Below are 17,793 nucleotides of genomic sequence, written 5' to 3' on the forward strand. Positions count from 1 at the left end.
TCTCTTTTCTGGAAAAAGAGACGGGCGAACGGTTGGCGCAAAACGTTGGCCGAGCAGGTTCGTTGCTGCAGGGCTAAAGGGTTAGCGGGCAGCCGCACTAGGCGGATTGTTTAGAGGGCGTCCATCATTCTGGCGAATGACCGTGCGAGCCTCCGGGCGCGAATCGCACTTTGGGATGAACCACCGGGTTAGCGGCATGACCTTGAAGGCTCTGGTCATCTGGGGTGCTGCCTAAGGCAGCGCTTTGAATCTTCGTTCTATCGGTCACCGCGGCACGGGTCAATTGGTGAAGGGCACATGGAAATGCGCCAGATTCCACCTCTGGCGTGCTTTGGAAGTCGGTGGGAGTCAGTGGCAAAGTGGCCGTTTGTCGCTTTTCTAGTGTTAGCCCGTGAGCATGGGGATGCGAAGCCTCCCCATGCTCACGGGCTTAGCCGGAGAAACCAAAATCGAGGCGAGTTGGCGACTGTCGCCATCCGTTCAGACGGCAAGGATGTAGATGGCACGGGGTCTGTCGCCAGTGTCGCCGTTGTCGCCGCCCTATCGGATGGGTATTACGTTCCGATCCCTGGCCACATTCATCGCGCTGGCTGAGAGATTGCCCGTCGACGCCTTCAGAATGTGCTCGCTCCACCAAGCCATCATCGGCCGCCGTCGCTCGATGTAGTCGGCTCGATTGTAGGCACTGCGCACCTCATCCTTGTCGACGTGCGCCAACGCTACTTCGATGAGCTCCGGGTCCCACCCATGTTCATTCAATATGGTGCTGGCCATCGAGCGCATGCCGTGGCTGACCAAGCGGTCCTGGAAGCCCATGCGTTTCAATGCCATGTTGGCGGTCTGGCTATTGGCATGAGTACGAGGGTTTCGGTCTGCCGGGAAGACGTATTCCCGATGACCACTGTGGGACTTCAGTATCTCCAGCAATGACATGGCTTGATCGCTCAAGGGGATGCTGTGCGGGCGGCGCTTCTTCATCCGCTCCGGTGGGATAGTCCAGACTCGCCTTTCAAAGTCGATGTCTACCCAGCGAGTAGTTGCCGCCTCGGCGGGGCGAGTCATCGTGTGCAACTGCCACTCGATCAGGCAGCGGGTCGTGCGCTTGATACTGGCATTCGCTATTTCCAGCATGAGCTCAGGAAGCTCCTCGGGTGGTAGCGCCGCCATATTTTCTTTCTTCGGTTTCTTGAATACCGCCCGAATCCCGCTGAGCGGGTTCGCGAAAATCATTCCCGAATTGACCCCGTAGGTCATGATCTCGTTGAGGCGCTGGCTAAGCCGCTTCACCGTTTCCAAGCTGCCTTTGGCTTCGATAGGGCGAAGGATCTTTATCACCATCGGTGCGCTGACTTCCGAGATCGGAGTCGATTTCATGCTCGGGAAAACGTGCAGCGTGAGTGAGCGCCAGATGTCCTCGGCATAGGCCGGCGTAACAGAGTCCTTTTTCAGCTCGAACCAGGCGCTAGCTACTTTCTCGAACGTATGTTCCGTCTCGGCTAGCTTGGCCTGCGCGAGATCATTGCGCTGAGCTTTTGGGTCGATCCCCTGCGCAAGTACTTCCCTAGCCTCAACCGCTTTCCGCCGAGCTTGCGCCAGAGAGACCTCAGGGTAGGAGCCGAGCGCCATGTTGATTCGATTTTTGGTGACTGGATGCCTGTAGTTGAAATTCCACTGCATCGAGCGATTGACCCGGACTCGGAGCTGGAGGCCGTCGCCGTCCGTGAGGACATAGTCTTTGTCTTTGGGCTTGACCGTCTTGAGCTGGCGGTCGGAGAGGCGAGCTGTTTGAGCGCACATGGGAGAAGCTCCATGACACCTTTTGGTATTCCCAAGATTAGCCCCAGGTAGGCTGGAATACCACTGGGAATACCGGGACGGCTGGAACTCAAAAAACCGTTGTGGCCCTCAAAAGAGCAGTAAACCCTTGATTTCACTTACTTCCAGGCACAAAAAAAGACGTCCGTGGACGTCTTTGATTGATCATTTGGTGGAGCCGGGGGGATTTGAACCCCCGTCCGCCAGTACTCCGCTGTCGGTACTACATGCTTAGCCGTGTCTACTGATTTAATCCGCAGCCGCCCGACGGGCAGGGTGCTTTGGATGAGTTGGGTAAGTTTTAGTCGCTTCGCCCCCAACGTGCTGCACGACGATCCTGTTCTGTATGACAATCATTTCGGGTTTACAGGCATCCCCTGATGATTGCTGGAGCCGAAGCTACCAGGAGAGCGGGCTCAGCTGCTTACGCAGCGAGAGCGTAGCCCTCGTAGTTTTCGTCATTGGCAACTATAGAAAGTTGCAACAGTGGATTTACGAGTTCTGTTACCAACTCGGCATGCACCTAGAGTTTCGCTACCGGCGTCGAATCCTAATCGGCCCCACACTCAGCTCTAGCTGACCGTACCTTTCGGCACGTGGGACGGAGTATACGCCCTTGAGCGGGCGGCGTCGACTGTCGCCGCCCTTCGCTGGGCTCAGGCACCGCTGCCGCTGGCACCGCCACCGCCTTTTTCGGTTTTTTCCAGGCGCTCTAGCACCTTGCTGGTGATGGCGATGCATTCCTTGGTATCGCCCGAGGCCTGGGCGGCCTTGGCTTTGTCGACGTGTTCGGTGACGGCTTTGTCCATGCCTTCGGAGGTGGCGCCGGCGGTGGCCATGGCGTCGTCGATTTTCTGGAGGTTGAGGGCGCACAGGTCATCGGCGGCGAATACGGGCGAGGCCAGCAGGGTGGCGGCCGCGAACAGGGCGGATAGCGCAGTACCTTTCATGGGTGTCTCCTCGTGAGGCCTCGGGAAGGTGGGCCTGTTGGGTGGACTGTGCATGAATGAGCAGGGTTCAATCGGTTTGATAGTCAGCCATCGCGGGGCAAGCCCGCTCCCACGTTCAGGTTTGGGGGCGGGCTTGGGGCGTGGTTAGTTGCTGTGGCCCATGCCGATTTCCATGTCGTCGATCAGGGCCTTGGCCATGGCGCTGAGGATGCGGGCGGTGCCGCCGGCGATCAGGTCGCCTTCCATTTCGGCTTCGCAGGTTAGGTGGCGGATGCAGCCTAGCAATACCGACAGTTCGCTGAAGGCATGCTGGAAGGGGATGCCGGGCTGGATGCGGTAGAGCTCCAGGCAGGTGGTGGTGCCTGAGGTGGTCCAGTGGTTGGTGGGCTCGGTCATGGCTGCGCTCCTGTTTCGTGGCGGATCAGGGGGTAGAGCAGCTGGTTGAGGTAGATGCAGGTGTTCAGCAGGGTATGGCGCTGTTCTTCGCTGTTGGTGTCGAAGTACATGTCGAGGACTTCGCGCAGGCAGGCCATCAGGGAGGTGGCTTCGGCGCGGGCGGCTTCGGGGGTGAGGTCGGGGGAGATGGACAGGTAAGGGAAGAAACGGGGTGGGTCGGGGACGATCTTTTTCATGGTTAACACTCCTGCGCAATTCAAGAATGCTGCCATCCAGGCCTTTCTCACGGGACAAAGGGTGGCAGCCGTGCACGGGGTGAGAAACCGAGGCGCAAGAGAAACTCGGCCAGACCGAAGTCTGCCCGGGCACGGCTGCCATAACTGGAACGCCGACAATTACGCTACGGGTTCTCACACCCGGTCACCAAATATGGCGACCGGGTGAAGTTAGCCCTGAGGGATTTCCCCGACAACGCAGCAACTTCCGGCAGGTGCGTAGGATAGTTCCCAAGCCTTTTGGGCTGAAGCATTTGGTTGCAGGTTCGGAAATATCTTACGAGGTTGACGGCCTCATCGCGGGGCAAGCCCGCTCCCACGCTCGCAGGTGCCCGCCCAGGCAGGCGTGGGAGCGGGCTTGCCCCGCGATGGGTATTTAAATGCTGCGCGCCCGCGTCACCCGATCCACCAGATACACCAAGCCGTGATAGTCGATCCCACTATGGCTCGACAGCCCAATCTCACAGGTACGGCTGGTAGAAATCCCTTCACTGCAATACTGCACCGCATCCTTGAGCGTACGCAGCGAGTGGGCATTGAGCTCTGGCGTGGTGAATCCCTTGTCGCCAGCAAACCCACAGCAATGTATCCCTTCAGGAATAACCACATTCTTGCTGCACCGCCGCGCCAAATCGATCAGTGCCTGGCTCTCACCCAGGTGCTGGGTGCTGCAGGTCACATGCACGGCCACCGGTTCATCCTGGGGGATGAACTCCAGCTTGTTGACCAGGTGGGTACGAATGAACCGCACCGGGTCATACAGATCCAGCCGGGTTTCACCCAGGTCCTGCACCAGGCGCAAGGTGCAGGGGCTGGTGTCGCAGTAGATCGGATCAAGCCCGCCGCGGCTGGCGTGCAGCAGGGCGGTGATCAGCTCCTGGCGTTTGTGCTCGGCCTGCTCGGGGTAGCCCTTGGAGGCGAACGGCTGGCCGCAGCACAGGCTGTCGGCGTTGTCGGGGAACACCACCTGGTAACCGGCCTTTTCCAGCAGGGCGCGGGTCTTGTCCAGCAGCGAGCTTTGTTCGCGGTCGGCGTAGGCGGGGCCCATCACGCGGGAGACGCAGGCAGCCAGGTAGACGACCCGGGGGCGGGCGTCGTTGCTCGGTGCGTTGAGCGCGATGGCGCGCAGGGGCTGCGGCATGGCCGGGGTCCACTGCGGCAGGCGGCCTTTGCTGGCTTTGCTCAGGCTGGCGCTGAGGCGGGCCATGCGTGGCGCGCCCAGCAGCTTGCGGGCGCCGTTGGCGGCGGCCAGGGTCAGGCGGGCGCCGCGCAGGGTGGTGTGGAAGTGCTCGGCCAGCCAGTCGGCGGCCTTGACGTGCTCGGCAGCCTCGCCGCGCAGCTTCTTCACCAGCTCGCCAGTGTTGATGCCCACCGGGCAGCGTTGGGCGCACAGGCCGGTGGCGGCGCAAGTGTCGATGCCCTGGTACTGGTAAGTGTGCAGCAGCTCGCGGGTGTCGACACCGGCGCGCTTCTTCGCCTGGATATCGCGCCACATGACGATGCGCTGGCGGGGGCTGAGGGTGAGGCCTTTGGACGGGCACACTGGTTCGCAGAAACCGCACTCGATGCACTTGTCGACGATCTCGTCGGCGGCGGGCAGCGGCTTGAGGTTCTTCAGGTGGATGTCCGGGTCTTCGCTCAGCACCACGTCGGGGTTGAGGATGCCGTTGGGGTCGAGCAGGCGCTTGAGTTGCCACATCAGCTGGTAGGCGTCCTTGCCCCATTCCAGCTCGACGAAGGGCGCCATGTTGCGCCCGGTGCCGTGCTCGGCCTTGAGCGAGCCGCCGAACTCCACCGCCACCAGTTGCGCCACGTCGTCCATGAAGGCCTGGTAGCGGGCCACTTCCTCGGCGCTGTTGAAGCCCTGGGTGAAGACGAAGTGCAGGTTGCCTTCCAGGGCGTGGCCGAAAATGATCGCCTCGTCGTAGCGGTGCTTGTCGAACAGCTGGATCAGGCGGTTGACGCCCTCGGCCAGTTGCTCGATGGGGAAGGTGACGTCTTCGATGATCACGGTGGTGCCGGTCTGGCGCACGGCGCCGACGGCGGGGAAGGTGTCCTTGCGGATCTTCCACAGCTGGTTGTACACCGCTGGGTTTTCGCTGAACTCGACCTTCTGTTCCAGCGGGTAGTCGGCAATCGACGCCATCACCTGTTGCAGCTGCTCGTGCAGCAGGCTCTGGCTCGCGGCCCGGCACTCGATCAGCAGGGCGCATGCGTTGGCCGAGAGGTCCTTGACCCACGCCGGCATGCCCGGCATTTCCTGCACCGAGCGCAGGCTGCGGCGGTCGAGCAGTTCGACGGCGGATACCGGTTGGCGCTTGAGCACGGTCACGGCGCGGCAGCAGCTTTCCACGGTGGGGAACACCAGCAGGGCGCTGGCCTTGTGCGGGTGGTCGGGCACGGTGTCGTAGGTGACGGCGCTGATGAAGCCGAGGGTGCCTTCGGAACCGACCAGCAGGTGCTGGAGGATATCCAGCGGTTGGTCGTAGTCCACCAGGGCGTTGAGCGATAGACCGGTCGTGTTTTTCAGCCGGTACTTGTGGCGGATGCGGTCGGCCAGTTCGGTGTTGGCGCGAGTCTCGCGGCCCAGGCGAGCGAGTTCGTCGAGCAGGCTGGCGTGGCTTTGTTCGAAGGCGGCGACGCTGGCCGGGTCTTCGCTGTCCAGGCGGGTGCCGTCGGCCAGCACCAGGCGCAGGCCGGCCAGGGTGTGGTAGGTGTTCTGCGCGGTGCCGCAGCACATGCCGCTGGCGTTGTTGGCGACGATGCCGCCGATCTTGCAGGCGTTGATCGAGGCCGGGTCGGGGCCGATCTTGCGCCCGTAAGGGGCCAGCCAGGCGTTGGCCTGGGCGCCGATGACGCCGGGTTGCAGGCGGATCTGCTCGCCCTGGCCGCGAATCTCGCGGCCATTCCAGCTATCGCCGAGCACGATCAGCACCGAGTCGCTGATGGCCTGGCCAGACAGGCTGGTGCCGGCGGCGCGGAAGGTAACCGGCACGCGTTCGCGCTGGGCCAGCTTAAGCAGGCCGACCACTTCGTCTTCGGACTCCACGCGTACCACCAGCTTGGGGATCAGCCGGTAGAAGCTGGCGTCGGTGCCGAAGGCCAGGGTCGAGGTGGGGTCGTCGAAGCGGCGTTCGGCGGGGATCAGGCGCTCGGCATCACGCAGGAACGCGGCGGGCAGGCTCATGCAGTCTCCTCGCGGGGCCGCGGCGTCTGGCGCGCGGCGTGCCCCGGGTTTTCAGGCGGTAGCGGGCGCTCAGGCGCCCAGTTCGCGGACCAGCGAGTCGCGGGTGATCTCGCTGATGGACTTGGCGCCGGTCAACACCATGGCCACGCGCATTTCCTTCTCGAACAGCTCCAGCAGGTTCTTCACCCCGGCCTCGCCGTGGGTGGCCAGGGCATAGAGGAAGGCGCGGCCGATCAGCACGGTGTCGGCGCCCAGGGCAATCATGCGCACCACGTCGAGGCCGCTGCGGATACCGGAGTCGGCGAGGATCTTGATATCGCCCTTCACCGCGTCGGCGATGGCCGGCAGCGCGCGGGCGCTGGACAGCACGCCGTCGAGCTGGCGGCCGCCGTGGTTGGAGACGACGATGCCGTCGGCGCCGAACTTGACCGCGTCGCGGGCGTCATCGGCGTCGAGGATGCCCTTGATGATCATCGGGCCGTCCCAGAATTCGCGGATCCACTCCAGGTCTTTCCAGGAGATGGACGGGTCGAAGTTGTTGCCCAGCCAGCCGATGTAGTCGGCAAGGCCGGTGGGGTTGCCACGGTAGGTGGAGATGTTGCCCAGGTCGTGGGGGCGGCCCATCACGCCGACGTCCCAGGCCCATTGCGGGTGGGTCATGGCTTGCAGCACGCGGCGCAGCGGGCCGTTGGCGCCGCTCATGCCGGAGTGGGCGTCGCGGTAGCGGGCGCCGGGCACGGGCATGTCGACGGTGAACACCAGGGTTTTCACGCCGGCGGCCTTGGCGCGCTCCAGGGCGTTGCGCATGAAGCCGCGGTCCTTGAGCACGTACAGCTGGAACCACATGGGCCGGTCGATGGCCGGGGCCACTTCTTCGATCGGGCATACCGACACGGTGGACATGGTGAAGGGGATGCCGTGGGCGGCGGCGGCGCGGGCGGCCTGCACTTCGCCGCGGCGGGCGTACATGCCGGTGAGGCCGACGGGGGCCAGGGCCACGGGCATGCTCAGGGTTTCGTTGAACAGCTTGGTCTCGAGGCTGAGCTCGGACATGTTGTTCAGCACGCGCTGGCGCAGGGCGATGCTGGCCAGGTCCGAGACGTTGTGGCGCAGGGTGTGTTCGGCGTAGGCGCCGCCGTCGGCGTAGTGGAACAGGAAGGGGGGCAGCTTGCGTTGGGCCGCGGCGCGATAGTCGGTGGAGGCGGAAATGATCATGGATTCTCGCAGCGTGGGTTGAAGGAGATGCCGGGCGCTGTGGCGCGCCCGGCCCCTTTCACTTTAGTGATGAACCAGCATGCCGGTCAGCCAGTAGGCCTGGACCAGGGTGATCAGGCCGACGATGGTGGCGAAGAACAGGCTGTGCTTGACGGTGAAGCGGAACAGGTCGGATTCCTTGCCCACCAGGCCAGTGGCGGCGCAGGCCACGGCGATCGACTGCGGCGAGATCATCTTGCCGGTCACGCCGCCGCTGGTGTTGGCGGCTACCAGCAGGGTGTCGTTGACGCCGATCTGGTGCGCGGTGGTGGCCTGCAGCGAGCTGAACAGGGCGTTGGACGAGGTGTCGGAGCCGGTCAGGAACACGCCCAGCCAGCCGAGGAACGGCGAGAAGAACGGGAACGCGGCGCCGGTGCCGGCCAGTACCAGGGCCATGGTCGAAGACATGCCCGAATAGTTGGTGACGAAGGCGAAGGCCAGCACCATGCCGATGGACAGGATCGGCCAGCGCAGCTCCCAGAAGGTCTCTTTAAAAGTGGTCAGACCAGTTTTGAAGTTGATCTTCAGCACGGCCATGGAGATCAGCGCGGAGAGGAAGATCGCGGTGCCGGTGGCGGAGATCGGGTCGAGCTTGAACACCGCGGGCATGGCGGTGGGCGCGGCGACGATCGGCGCGGTCTTGATCACCAGTTGGTCGAGGTGCGGGATGGCGAAGTTGAACACGAAGTTGTACATCGCGCCGCCCGGGGCGAACGCAGCCTTGAACGGCTTGAGGGTCCAGATGGTCACCAGTACGGTGAGGATCAGGAACGGCGACCAGGCCTTGAAGATCTCGCCGAAGCTGTATGGGCTCGGCTGGCTGCCGCTCGACTGCACCACGGCGGCGCCGACGCTGCCCTTGGCTTCGCTGAACGAGCGCTTGGGCTGCCAGACCTTGAGGAACAGGGTCAGGGCGATCAGGCTGGCCAGGGCCGAGGTGATGTCGGGCAGCTCTGGGCCGATGAAGTTGGAGGTGAAGTACTGGGTGACGGCGAAGCTCAGGCCGGCGACCAGGGCGGCAGGCCAGGTTTCCTTCACGCCGCGCAGGCCGTCCATCATGAACACCAGCCAGAACGGCACGAACAGCGACAGCAGCGGCAGCTGGCGGCCGGTCATGGCGCCGATGTGGAAGGCGTCGATGCCGGTCACTTGGCCTGCGACGATGATCGGGATGCCGAGGGCGCCGAAGGCCACCGGGGCGGTGTTGGCGATCAGGCACAGGCCGGCGGCGTACAGCGGGTTGAAGCCCAGGCCCACCAGCAGCGCGGCAGTGATGGCCACGGGGGCGCCGAAGCCGGCGGCGCCTTCGAGGAAGGCACCGAAGCAGAAACCGATCAGCAGCACTTGCAGGCGCTGGTCATCGGTGATCGACAGCACCGAGCTGCGGATCACTTCGAACTGGCCGCTCTTGACCGTGAGTTTGTAGAGGAACACCGCGGCAACGATGATCCAGGCAATCGGCCAGAGGCCGTAGAGGAAGCCATAACCTGCGGCGGCGAAGGCCATGTCGACAGGCATCTGGAAGGCGAAGATCGCCACCAGGATCGACAGCGCGAGGGTGATGCTGCCGGCGACGTGGCCTTTGAGGCGGAACACGGCGAGGGCAAGGAAGAAGAACACGATAGGGATGACCGCCGCCAGTGCGGACAGACCAAGACTACCAAGCGGGCTATAGAGTTGTTGCCAGGTTTGCATATGGGGTGGCCCCTAATTTTTGTTGGTAAGGCACTGGCATTGGATAATTGGTAAGACCAATTTACAATGGCTGGTCGCTAGGTTAAAAGCGCCATTGCGGGTGTGTCAATTTGTCCCGTGCAAAACTTTGGTCGGATGCCGATGAGCGGGCGCCTGATGGGTGGCTAAAATCGCCGGCTGATGGGTGTTGGCACGGGCCGGATAGGCGCAGAATAGGCGCCCCCGGGATCCGCACGCCGGGGTTTGTGGAGAGCATGTAGATGGTTTTTGATCAGGTCCGCCAACGGCGCCTGTCCGACGACATCGTCGATCGGTTGGAAGGGATGATTCTGGAAGGCACGCTGACTTCGGGGCAGCGGCTGCCGGCCGAGCGCGCGCTGGCCGAGCAGTTCGGTGTGTCCCGCCCGTCGTTGCGCGAGGCTATCCAGAAGCTGGTGGCCAAGGGGTTGCTGGTCAGTCGCCAGGGTGGTGGCAACTATGTGGCTGAGTCGCTGGGTTCGACCTTCAGCGACCCTTTGCTGAAGCTGCTCGAAGGCAGCCCTGAGGCGCAGCGTGACCTGTTGGAGTTCCGTCACACGCTGGAGGCTTCATGCGCTTACTACGCGGCGCAGCGTGCCACAGGGCCTGACCGTGAGCGGCTGAAGGTGGCATTCGATGCCTTGCAGGATTGCTATAACCGGGTCGGTGAAGTCGACCGGGCAGAGGAGGGCGCGGCCGATGCGCGGTTCCATCTGGCGATCGCCGAGGCCAGCCACAATGCTGTGTTGCTGCATACCATCCGTGGGCTGTTCGACCTGCTCAAACGCAACGTGGTGACCAATATCGGCGGTATGTACCAGCAGCGCAGCGAGACGCGCGACATGTTGATCGGCCAGCACCGTGAGTTGTACGAGGCGATTGTCGAGGGGCGGGCCGAGGATGCGCGGGAGGTTTCCAGCCGGCACATTCTGTATGTGCAAGAGGTGCTGGAAGAGGCGCAGGAAGAGGCCCAGCGGGTGGCGCGGGCGGAGCGGCGCAGCGGGCGCTGACACCTGGGCGCCGTGGGAGCGGGCTTGCCCCGCGATTGCGCCAGCAGGGGCAACAGTGCTGCCTGGCCTGGCGCTATCGCGGGGCAAGCCCGCTCCCACGGGGTAGGTAGAGTTTTACTCTTCCTTGCCCTTGTTGCGCATGGTGCGCTGCAGCTCGCGGTTGGAATCGCGTTCGCGCACGGTGTCGCGCTTGTCGAATTCCTTCTTGCCCTTGCCGAGTGCGATCTCGCACTTGATCAGGTGCTTGCTCCAGTACAGCGACATCGCCACGCAGGTATAGCCCTTCTGCGCCACGGCCGCTTCGAGGCGCTCAAGCTCGCGCTTGTTCAGCAGCAGCTTGCGCGTGCGGATCGGGTCGGCGATGACGTGGGTGCTGGCGGTGGTCAGCGGGGTGATGTGGCTGCCGAACAGCCAGGCTTCGCCATCCTTGAGCAGCACGTAGCTGTCGGTCAGGTGCGCCTTGCCGGCCCGCAGGCTCTTTACTTCCCAACCGGACAGGACCAGCCCGGCCTCGAACTTGTGTTCGATGAAGTAATCGTGTCGCGCCTTTTTGTTTTGCGCGATGGTCCCGGTCGGATGTTTCTTTTGCTTAGCCATAGGGGCGGCATTATAGGGAGTCGCCGCGTCCTCGGCTATGGGGTTTAGGTGCGCTTGAGCCTGTTGTGTGAATCCCGGACAATACTGCCCTTGCTCTGATCAACAGAATCGTATTCGAGGCGCTATGTAGCGCTGCCGTCCCGTTTGGAAGTGACGCCTGGATGACTACCCATATTCAACGCTCCGCCCTGCTGCCTTACCCTGCCCAGGCGCTCTACGACCTGGTCAACGATGTGGCCAGCTACCCGGCGTTTTTGCCTTGGTGCTCGGCCTCGACGGTGATCGAGAGCAGCGACACGCACATGCGCGCCAGGCTGGAGGTGGCCAAAGGTGGCATCAGCCAGCACTTCGTCACGCGCAATGTGCTGGTGCCGGGGCAGTCGATCGAAATGAACCTTGAAGAGGGCCCGTTCTCCCAGTTGCATGGCTTGTGGGTGTTCAAGCCGCTTGGCGAGAAGGCCTGCAAGATCAGCCTCGATCTGTCGTTCGACTATGCCGGTGCGTTGGTGCGCGCAACCTTGGGGCCGCTGTTCAATCAGGCTGCCAATACCATGGTTGATGCGTTCTGCGAGCGTGCCAAGCAACTGAATGCCTAAGGCGTCGGCAGTCACTTAAGCCTGCCAGGCGGTCGCCCAATAAAAAGCCCGGACAGTGTCCGGGCTTTTTCGTTGTCGCCTGCGGTTATTGCGGCGAGGTGTCCAGCGGTGCTGGCGTCGGGACCGGGGTGGTCTCGATGGTGTCGATCTCTTTTTGCAGTGTCTCTTCCAGCGAGCCTGGTTTGGCCGGTTTTTCCGGTTGCTGGCTTGGCTGGTGCGCCGGGCTGACCGTGGTATCGCCGCTGCCGCCAAGGATTTCCTGGTCGCGGCTGACGCCTGGCATGAAGTCGCCGGCCAGGCTGACCAGTTGGTCGCTCTCGTTGAAGAAAATGCTCATGCGCTCTTGCTGGCGCTGACCGCCACCAGGCTGCAGGCTGTACAGGTAGTCCCACCGATTGGTGTGGAAGGGGTCCTGGATCAGCGGGTTGCCCATGATAAACCTTACTTGCCGGCGGGTCATTCCCGGGCGTAATTGGTCTATCATGTCCTGCGTGACGACATTGCCCTGCTGGATGTCGATTTTGTAAACCCCGGGAAACGAGCAACCGGCGAGTGCGAGCAGTCCCACTAGGGTGAGGCTGGTTAGCAAGAGCTTGGTGTTTTGCATCGGTGGGCGACTTCCACTATCTTGGCTGGACAACGTAAACCCCGATCATACCCGTATTAAGAGAAGCTGCGAAGCAGCATCGGCGAGAAAGCTGACCATGGTTGAAAATAGCGAATTGCGCAAAGCGGGCCTCAAGGTAACCCTGCCTCGAGTCAAGATTCTTCAGATGCTCGACTCCGCCGAGCAGCGTCACATGAGTGCGGAGGATGTCTACAAGGCACTGATGGAAGCTGGCGAAGATGTCGGCCTGGCGACCGTGTACCGCGTGCTGACTCAGTTCGAAGCGGCTGGCCTGGTGGAGCGTCACAACTTCGATGGCGGCCATGCAGTGTTCGAGTTGGCGGATGGCAAGCACCACGACCACATGGTCAACGTGGACAGCGGTGAAGTCATTGAATTCTTCGATGCCGAAATTGAGAAGCGCCAGAAAGAGATCGTTGCCGAGCACGGCTTCGAGCTGGTGGACCACAATCTGGTCCTCTATGTGCGTAAAAAGAAGTAACGATTTAGCTCGTTACTGACGACAAAGGCGACCTTCGGGTCGCCTTTGTGCTTTCTAAGAAGTGGTTGAGGGGGCGTGGGAGCAACTGTCTTATGCTGTCAGTGCTGGCCTCATCGCTGGCAAGCCAGCTCCCACAGGTACGATGCTTGCCTCGAGGTTAGCGCGGTCCATGTGGGAGCGGGCTTGCCCCGCGATGGCGTCAACTCGGCACTGTATGTTGTTCTTGCTGGCGCTATCGCGGGGCAAGCCCGCTCCCACGGATCACGCGACCTCAAGTTTTGCTGGTCACTACCATCTTGCGTGCATGAGCCAGCGATTCTTTGGTCAGGTCGATGCCGCCGAGCATCCGCGCCACTTCCTCGACCCGCTCGCGCTTGGCCAGGCTGGCCACGGCGGTGTGGGTGGTGTCGCTGTTGCGCACCTTGTGCACGAACAGGTGGTGGTGCCCCTGCGCCGCTACCTGCGGCAGGTGGGTCACGGTCAGTACCTGGCCGCGTTCACCCAGGCGGCGCAGCAACTGGCCGACGATCTCGGCGGTGGGGCCGCCGATGCCGACGTCCACTTCGTCGAACACCAGCGTGGGGATGCGCGAGGTCTGTGCGGTGATCACCTGGATCGCCAGGCTGATGCGCGACAGCTCGCCGCCCGAGGCCACCTTGGCCAAGGCTTTGAGCGGCTGCCCCGGGTTGGCGCTGACCAGCAGTTCGATCTGCTCCAGCCCGTGGGGTGAGAGGTCACCATTGTCGAAGGGGGTAAGCGCGATGCTGAAGCGCCCGCCCGGCATGCCCAAGCGTTGGATTTCCTGCTCCACAGCGGTGGCAAGCTGTTTGGCGGCCTGTTCACGCAGGGCGCTCAGTTCGCGGGCCCGCTCTTTATAGTGTTGGGCAAAGGCTGCCAGCTCTTCGCCGAGGCGTTCGATCGATTCATCGCTGGCATTCAGGCCTTCGATCTCTTCCATCAGGCGCTGCTGCAGCTGCGGCAGCTCGGTGGGGTGCACGCGGTGCTTGCGGGCGAGGGTATAGATAGTGTCGAGCCGCTCTTCGAGTGCCTGCAGGCGCAGTGGGTCGGCATCGAAGTTGTCGAGGAAGCGGTTCAGTTCACCGACGGCTTCTTCCACCTGGATTTGTGCGCTGGCGATCAGGTTGACCGCCTCGCCCAGGGCTCTGGGTGCATTGCTGACTGCGGTGAGGCGGTTGAGGCTGACGGTCAGGGCGCTGAGTACGTTGCCCGAGTCGCTTTCGCTGCACTGGTCGATAACCTGGCGGCAGATGCCGAACAGTGCCTCGGCGTTGGTCAGGTTCTTGTGTTCCTGCTCCAGCAGCTCCAGCTCGTTTTCGCCGAGCCCGAGGTTGTCCAGTTCTTCGAGCTGGTAGCTCAGCAGCTGGTGGCGTGCGCGCTGCTCGTCGCCGGAGTTGCTCAGGCGCTCGAGCTCCTGGCGGGTCTGGTTCCAGCGCTTGGCTGCAAGCTGTACCTGGCGAGCGAGGTCGATGGCGCCGGCATACTCGTCCACCAGGCGGCGGTGGGTGTCGGTTTTGAGCAGGGACTGATGTTCGTGCTGGCTGTGGATGTCGATCAGCAGCTCGCCCAGGGCCTTGAGGTCACCGAGCGGGCAGGGCGTGCCATTGATGTAGCCGCGGCTGCGGCCCTCGGCGGTGATCACTCGGCGCAGGATGCAGGGCCCGTCGCTCTCGAGGTCGCGTTCGGCGAGCCAGCCATGGGCCTCGGGGATGTCCACCAGGTCGAAGGTGGCGAGGATGTCCGCCTTATCTGCGCCTGGGCGTACCACGCCACTATCGGCACGATCGCCCAGCGCCAGGCCGAGGGCGTCGAGCATGATCGATTTGCCGGCCCCGGTTTCGCCAGTGATGACGGACATGCCGCGGGCGAGTTCGAGGTCGAGGTGTTCGACGATGGCGTAGTTGTGAATGGACAGGTGCACCAGCATGTGGGCGGCTCCCGAAGATGTTGTCTGGATATTTATACAGTGCTTTTTGCTGGTCTGACAATGCCCGGCTGATGAATGTGGATTTCCCGCGCAGCCCTTGAACCTGGTTTTTCCGACCCCATATAGCCGGCAAGACAAGGCGAGCCTGGCTCGCACAACAGAAATTGTGGAGGAGATACCCAATGGCTGACGAACAGCTGGATGAAAAGAACCTGAACCCCGAAGAGGCCGTTGCAGCTACCGCCGACGCCCGCGTTCTGGAGCTCGAGGAGCAGCTGGCCGCCGCCAAGGATCAATCCCTTCGCGTCGCTGCAGAAGCGCAGAACAGCGTTCGTCGCGCTGAGCAGGAAGTCGACAAGGCCCGCAAGTTCGCCCTGGAGAAGTTCGCCGGCGACCTGTTGCCGATCATCGACAGCCTGGAGCGTGGCCTGGAGCTGTCCAGCGCCGACGACGAGGCCATCAAGCCAATGCGCGATGGCATCGAGCTGACCCTGAAGATGTTCCAGGACACCCTCAAGCGCTACAACCTCGAAGCCATCGACCCGCACGGCCAGCCGTTCAACGCCGAGCACCATCAGGCGATGGCCATGCAGGAAAGCGCCGAGGTCGAGCCGAACAGCGTGCTGAACGTGTTCCAGAAGGGTTACCTGCTCAACGGCCGTCTGCTGCGCCCCGCCATGGTGGTGGTCAGCAAGGCGCCGGCGGCAGCTCAGCCATCTATCAACGAGAAGGCTTGAAATCCTGCTGGGCATCCCCATCTAGGTGTCAAGCACTCAAGTATTTCCGCAGTCGTCTTGTGTAGTCGCTGCGACCAAATTCAAGTTTCGGGAGAGTTAACATGGGCAAAATCATCGGTATCGACCTGGGGACCACCAACTCCTGCGTCTCCGTGCTGGAAAACGGCACCGCCAAAGTCATCGAGAACGCTGAAGGCGCGCGTACCACGCCTTCGATCATCGCCTACGCCAACGACGGCGAGATCCTGGTTGGTCAGTCGGCCAAGCGCCAGGCAGTCACCAACCCGCACAACACCCTGTTCGCGGTGAAGCGCCTGATCGGCCGCCGTTTCGACGAAGAGGTAGTACAGAAAGACATCAAGCTGGTGCCTTACAAGATCGTCAAGGCCGGCAACGGTGACGCCTGGGTTGAGGCCGCCGACAAGCAGATGGCTCCGCCGCAGATCAGCGCCGAAGTCCTGAAGAAGATGAAGAAGACCGCCGAAGACTACCTCGGCGAGGCAGTCACCGAAGCGGTCATCACCGTGCCGGCCTACTTCAACGACAGCCAGCGCCAGGCGACCAAAGACGCCGGCCGCATCGCTGGCCTGGACGTGAAACGCATCATCAACGAACCGACCGCCGCCGCGCTGGCTTATGGCATGGACAAGGCCAAGGGCGACCACACCGTCATCGTCTATGACCTGGGTGGTGGTACCTTCGACGTGTCGGTCATCGAAATCGCCGAAGTCGACGGTGAGCACCAGTTCGAAGTACTGGCCACCAACGGCGACACCTTCCTGGGTGGCGAAGACTTCGACATGCGCCTGATCGACTACCTCGTCGACGAGTTCAAGAAAGAGTCCGGCATGGACCTGAAGAACGATCCGCTGGCCCTGCAGCGCCTGAAAGAAGCCGCTGAAAAGGCCAAGATCGAGCTGTCCTCGGCTCAGTCGACCGACGTCAACCTGCCGTACATCACTGCAGATGCCACCGGTCCTAAGCACCTGAACGTGAAGATCTCCCGCGCCAAGCTGGAGTCGCTGGTCGAAGACCTGGTCAACCGTACCATCGAGCCATGCCGCATCGCTCTGAAAGACGCCGGCATCGATGCCAGCAAGATCGACGACGTGATCCTGGTCGGTGGCCAGACCCGTATGCCGATGGTGCAGAAGGCCGTTGCCGACTTCTTCGGTAAAGAAGCGCGTAAAGACGTCAACCCTGACGAAGCCGTGGCCATGGGTGCTGCCATCCAGGGCGCCGTACTGGCCGGTGACGTCAAAGACGTACTGCTGCTGGACGTCAGCCCGCTGACCCTGGGTATCGAAACCATGGGTGGCGTGATGACTGCGCTGATCGAGAAGAACACCACCATCCCGACCAAGAAGTCGCAGGTGTTCTCGACCGCCGACGACAACCAGGGCGCCGTGACCATCCACGTGCTGCAGGGTGAGCGCAAGCAAGCTTCGCAGAACAAGTCGCTGGGCAAGTTCGACCTGGCTGACATTCCGCCAGCACCACGCGGCGTGCCACAAATTGAAGTGACCTTCGACATCGACGCCAACGGCATCCTGCACGTCGGCGCCAAAGACAAGGCCACCGGCAAGGCTCAGTCGATCGTGATCAAGGCCAACTCCGGCCTGTCCGACGAAGAGATCGAGAAAATGGTGCGTGACGCCGAGGCCAATGCCGAGGAAGACCGCAAGTTCGAAGAGCTGGCCGCAGCCCGTAACCAGGGTGACGCGCTGGTTCACTCGACCCGCAAGATGGTCAATGAGGCTGGTGACAAGGTCACTGCCGAAGAGAAGACTGCCATCGAGGCTGCCGTGGTTGCCCTGGAAGCCGCCGTCAAAGGCGACGACAAGGCTGCCATCGACGCCAAGGTCGAGGAGCTGTCCAAGGTTTCCGCGCCGGTTGCTCAGAAGATGTACGCAGAGCAGGCCGAGCAGCCGCAGGGCGGCGCCCAGCAGCAGGCCGAGCCAGAAGCCAAGCACGATGACGTGGTTGACGCCGAGTTCGAAGAAGTAAAAGACAACAACAAGCAGTAATGCCTGCATGTTGTCGGCCAGCTCAGCGGCGTTTGCCGGTGAGCTGGTAGGATGTCGCCGCGCGGGGGCTTGCTCCCGCGTTGGCGTGTCTGGAACACGAGAATTATTTACAGCATCTGTCTGGGCGCATTCGCGTATGGCGGCAGGTGCTGACGGCACGACGCAATGATTGCGCACCGTGT

The 17,793-nt window shown here is 62.5% G+C and carries 15 protein-coding genes and 1 other RNA gene; 5 read left to right on the forward strand and 11 right to left on the reverse strand.

The annotated features are described in order from the left end of the window. Positions 1 to 540 precede the first annotated feature (540 nt). The 8 genes from EJA05_RS03745 to EJA05_RS03780 all read right to left on the reverse strand — a co-directional run bounded on the left by EJA05_RS03745 (position 541) and on the right by EJA05_RS03780 (position 9,572). Positions 541 to 1,797 (reverse strand): integrase domain-containing protein, encoded by a 1,257-nt coding sequence (locus EJA05_RS03745; protein ID WP_125857378.1) that lies wholly within the window; start codon positions 1,795 to 1,797, stop codon positions 541 to 543. Positions 1,798 to 1,985: 188 nt separating this feature from the next. Then, positions 1,986 to 2,377, reverse strand: a transfer-messenger RNA (tmRNA) gene (gene ssrA / locus EJA05_RS03750). A gap of 94 nt (positions 2,378 to 2,471) precedes the next feature. Further along, on the reverse strand, positions 2,472 to 2,765 hold the full coding sequence (locus EJA05_RS03755) for a hypothetical protein (protein ID WP_125462523.1): 294 nt from the start codon (positions 2,763 to 2,765) through the stop codon (positions 2,472 to 2,474). 144 nt (positions 2,766 to 2,909) lie between these two features. Further along, a complete protein-coding gene (locus EJA05_RS03760; RefSeq protein ID WP_125857380.1) occupies positions 2,910 to 3,161 on the reverse strand; it encodes a DUF3077 domain-containing protein in 252 nt (83 codons plus the stop codon). Continuing rightward, positions 3,158 to 3,397, reverse strand: coding sequence for a hypothetical protein (locus tag EJA05_RS03765; protein WP_125857381.1), 240 nt, complete (start codon positions 3,395 to 3,397; stop codon positions 3,158 to 3,160). The genes EJA05_RS03760 and EJA05_RS03765 overlap by 4 nt, the downstream gene beginning before the upstream one ends. Before the next feature lie 415 nt (positions 3,398 to 3,812). Beyond that, the gene (locus EJA05_RS03770; RefSeq protein WP_125857383.1) at positions 3,813 to 6,623 is read right to left on the reverse strand and encodes an FAD-binding and (Fe-S)-binding domain-containing protein; all 2,811 of its coding nucleotides are present in this window, start codon (positions 6,621 to 6,623) and stop codon (positions 3,813 to 3,815) included. A gap of 69 nt (positions 6,624 to 6,692) precedes the next feature. Next, positions 6,693 to 7,838, reverse strand: coding sequence for an FMN-dependent L-lactate dehydrogenase LldD (gene lldD / locus EJA05_RS03775; protein WP_125857384.1), 1,146 nt, complete (start codon positions 7,836 to 7,838; stop codon positions 6,693 to 6,695). A 63-nt stretch (positions 7,839 to 7,901) separates the two neighbouring features. After that, positions 7,902 to 9,572: a lactate permease LctP family transporter gene (locus EJA05_RS03780; RefSeq protein ID WP_110995191.1), complete on the reverse strand. Its 1,671-nt coding sequence runs from the start codon at positions 9,570 to 9,572 to the stop codon at positions 7,902 to 7,904. A gap of 260 nt (positions 9,573 to 9,832) precedes the next feature. Here EJA05_RS03780 and EJA05_RS03785 point away from each other — a divergent pair, with 260 nt between their 5' ends. Continuing rightward, positions 9,833 to 10,600 carry an FCD domain-containing protein gene (locus EJA05_RS03785; RefSeq protein WP_110995192.1) on the forward strand — a complete coding sequence of 256 codons (768 nt, stop codon included), beginning with the start codon at positions 9,833 to 9,835 and terminating at the stop codon, positions 10,598 to 10,600. A 114-nt stretch (positions 10,601 to 10,714) separates the two neighbouring features. On the opposite strand, the gene smpB is transcribed toward EJA05_RS03785, so the two are convergent. After that, entirely contained in the window at positions 10,715 to 11,197 is a 483-nt protein-coding gene (gene smpB, locus EJA05_RS03790) for an SsrA-binding protein SmpB (RefSeq protein ID WP_011532120.1), read from the reverse strand. A 161-nt stretch (positions 11,198 to 11,358) separates the two neighbouring features. Between smpB and EJA05_RS03795 the strand changes: the two genes are divergently transcribed. Next, positions 11,359 to 11,793 carry a type II toxin-antitoxin system RatA family toxin gene (locus EJA05_RS03795; protein ID WP_110995193.1) on the forward strand — a complete coding sequence of 145 codons (435 nt, stop codon included), beginning with the start codon at positions 11,359 to 11,361 and terminating at the stop codon, positions 11,791 to 11,793. 85 nt (positions 11,794 to 11,878) lie between these two features. Here EJA05_RS03795 and EJA05_RS03800 read toward each other — a convergent pair whose 3' ends face one another. Then, complete coding sequence (locus tag EJA05_RS03800; RefSeq protein ID WP_110995194.1) at positions 11,879 to 12,400, reverse strand: outer membrane protein assembly factor BamE; 522 nt, start codon at positions 12,398 to 12,400, stop codon at positions 11,879 to 11,881. A gap of 97 nt (positions 12,401 to 12,497) precedes the next feature. Between EJA05_RS03800 and fur the strand changes: the two genes are divergently transcribed. Further along, entirely contained in the window at positions 12,498 to 12,902 is a 405-nt protein-coding gene (fur, locus tag EJA05_RS03805; protein ID WP_028691268.1) for a ferric iron uptake transcriptional regulator, read from the forward strand. Between the two features lie 271 nt (positions 12,903 to 13,173). Here the strand turns inward: fur and recN are convergent, their stop codons facing one another. Beyond that, positions 13,174 to 14,847 (reverse strand): DNA repair protein RecN, encoded by a 1,674-nt coding sequence (recN, locus tag EJA05_RS03810; RefSeq protein ID WP_125857386.1) that lies wholly within the window; start codon positions 14,845 to 14,847, stop codon positions 13,174 to 13,176. Positions 14,848 to 15,029: 182 nt separating this feature from the next. On the opposite strand from recN, the gene grpE reads away from it, so the two are divergent. Next, positions 15,030 to 15,584, forward strand: coding sequence for a nucleotide exchange factor GrpE (gene grpE, locus EJA05_RS03815; RefSeq protein ID WP_125857388.1), 555 nt, complete (start codon positions 15,030 to 15,032; stop codon positions 15,582 to 15,584). Between the two features lie 101 nt (positions 15,585 to 15,685). Continuing rightward, positions 15,686 to 17,611, forward strand: a complete 1,926-nt coding sequence (dnaK, locus tag EJA05_RS03820; protein ID WP_125857389.1) for a molecular chaperone DnaK — start codon at positions 15,686 to 15,688, stop codon at positions 17,609 to 17,611. The last annotated feature ends 182 nt before the right edge of the window (positions 17,612 to 17,793 follow it).

The sequence above is a fragment of the Pseudomonas oryziphila genome, from assembly GCF_003940825.1.
GTDB lineage: Bacteria > Pseudomonadota > Gammaproteobacteria > Pseudomonadales > Pseudomonadaceae > Aquipseudomonas > Aquipseudomonas sichuanensis.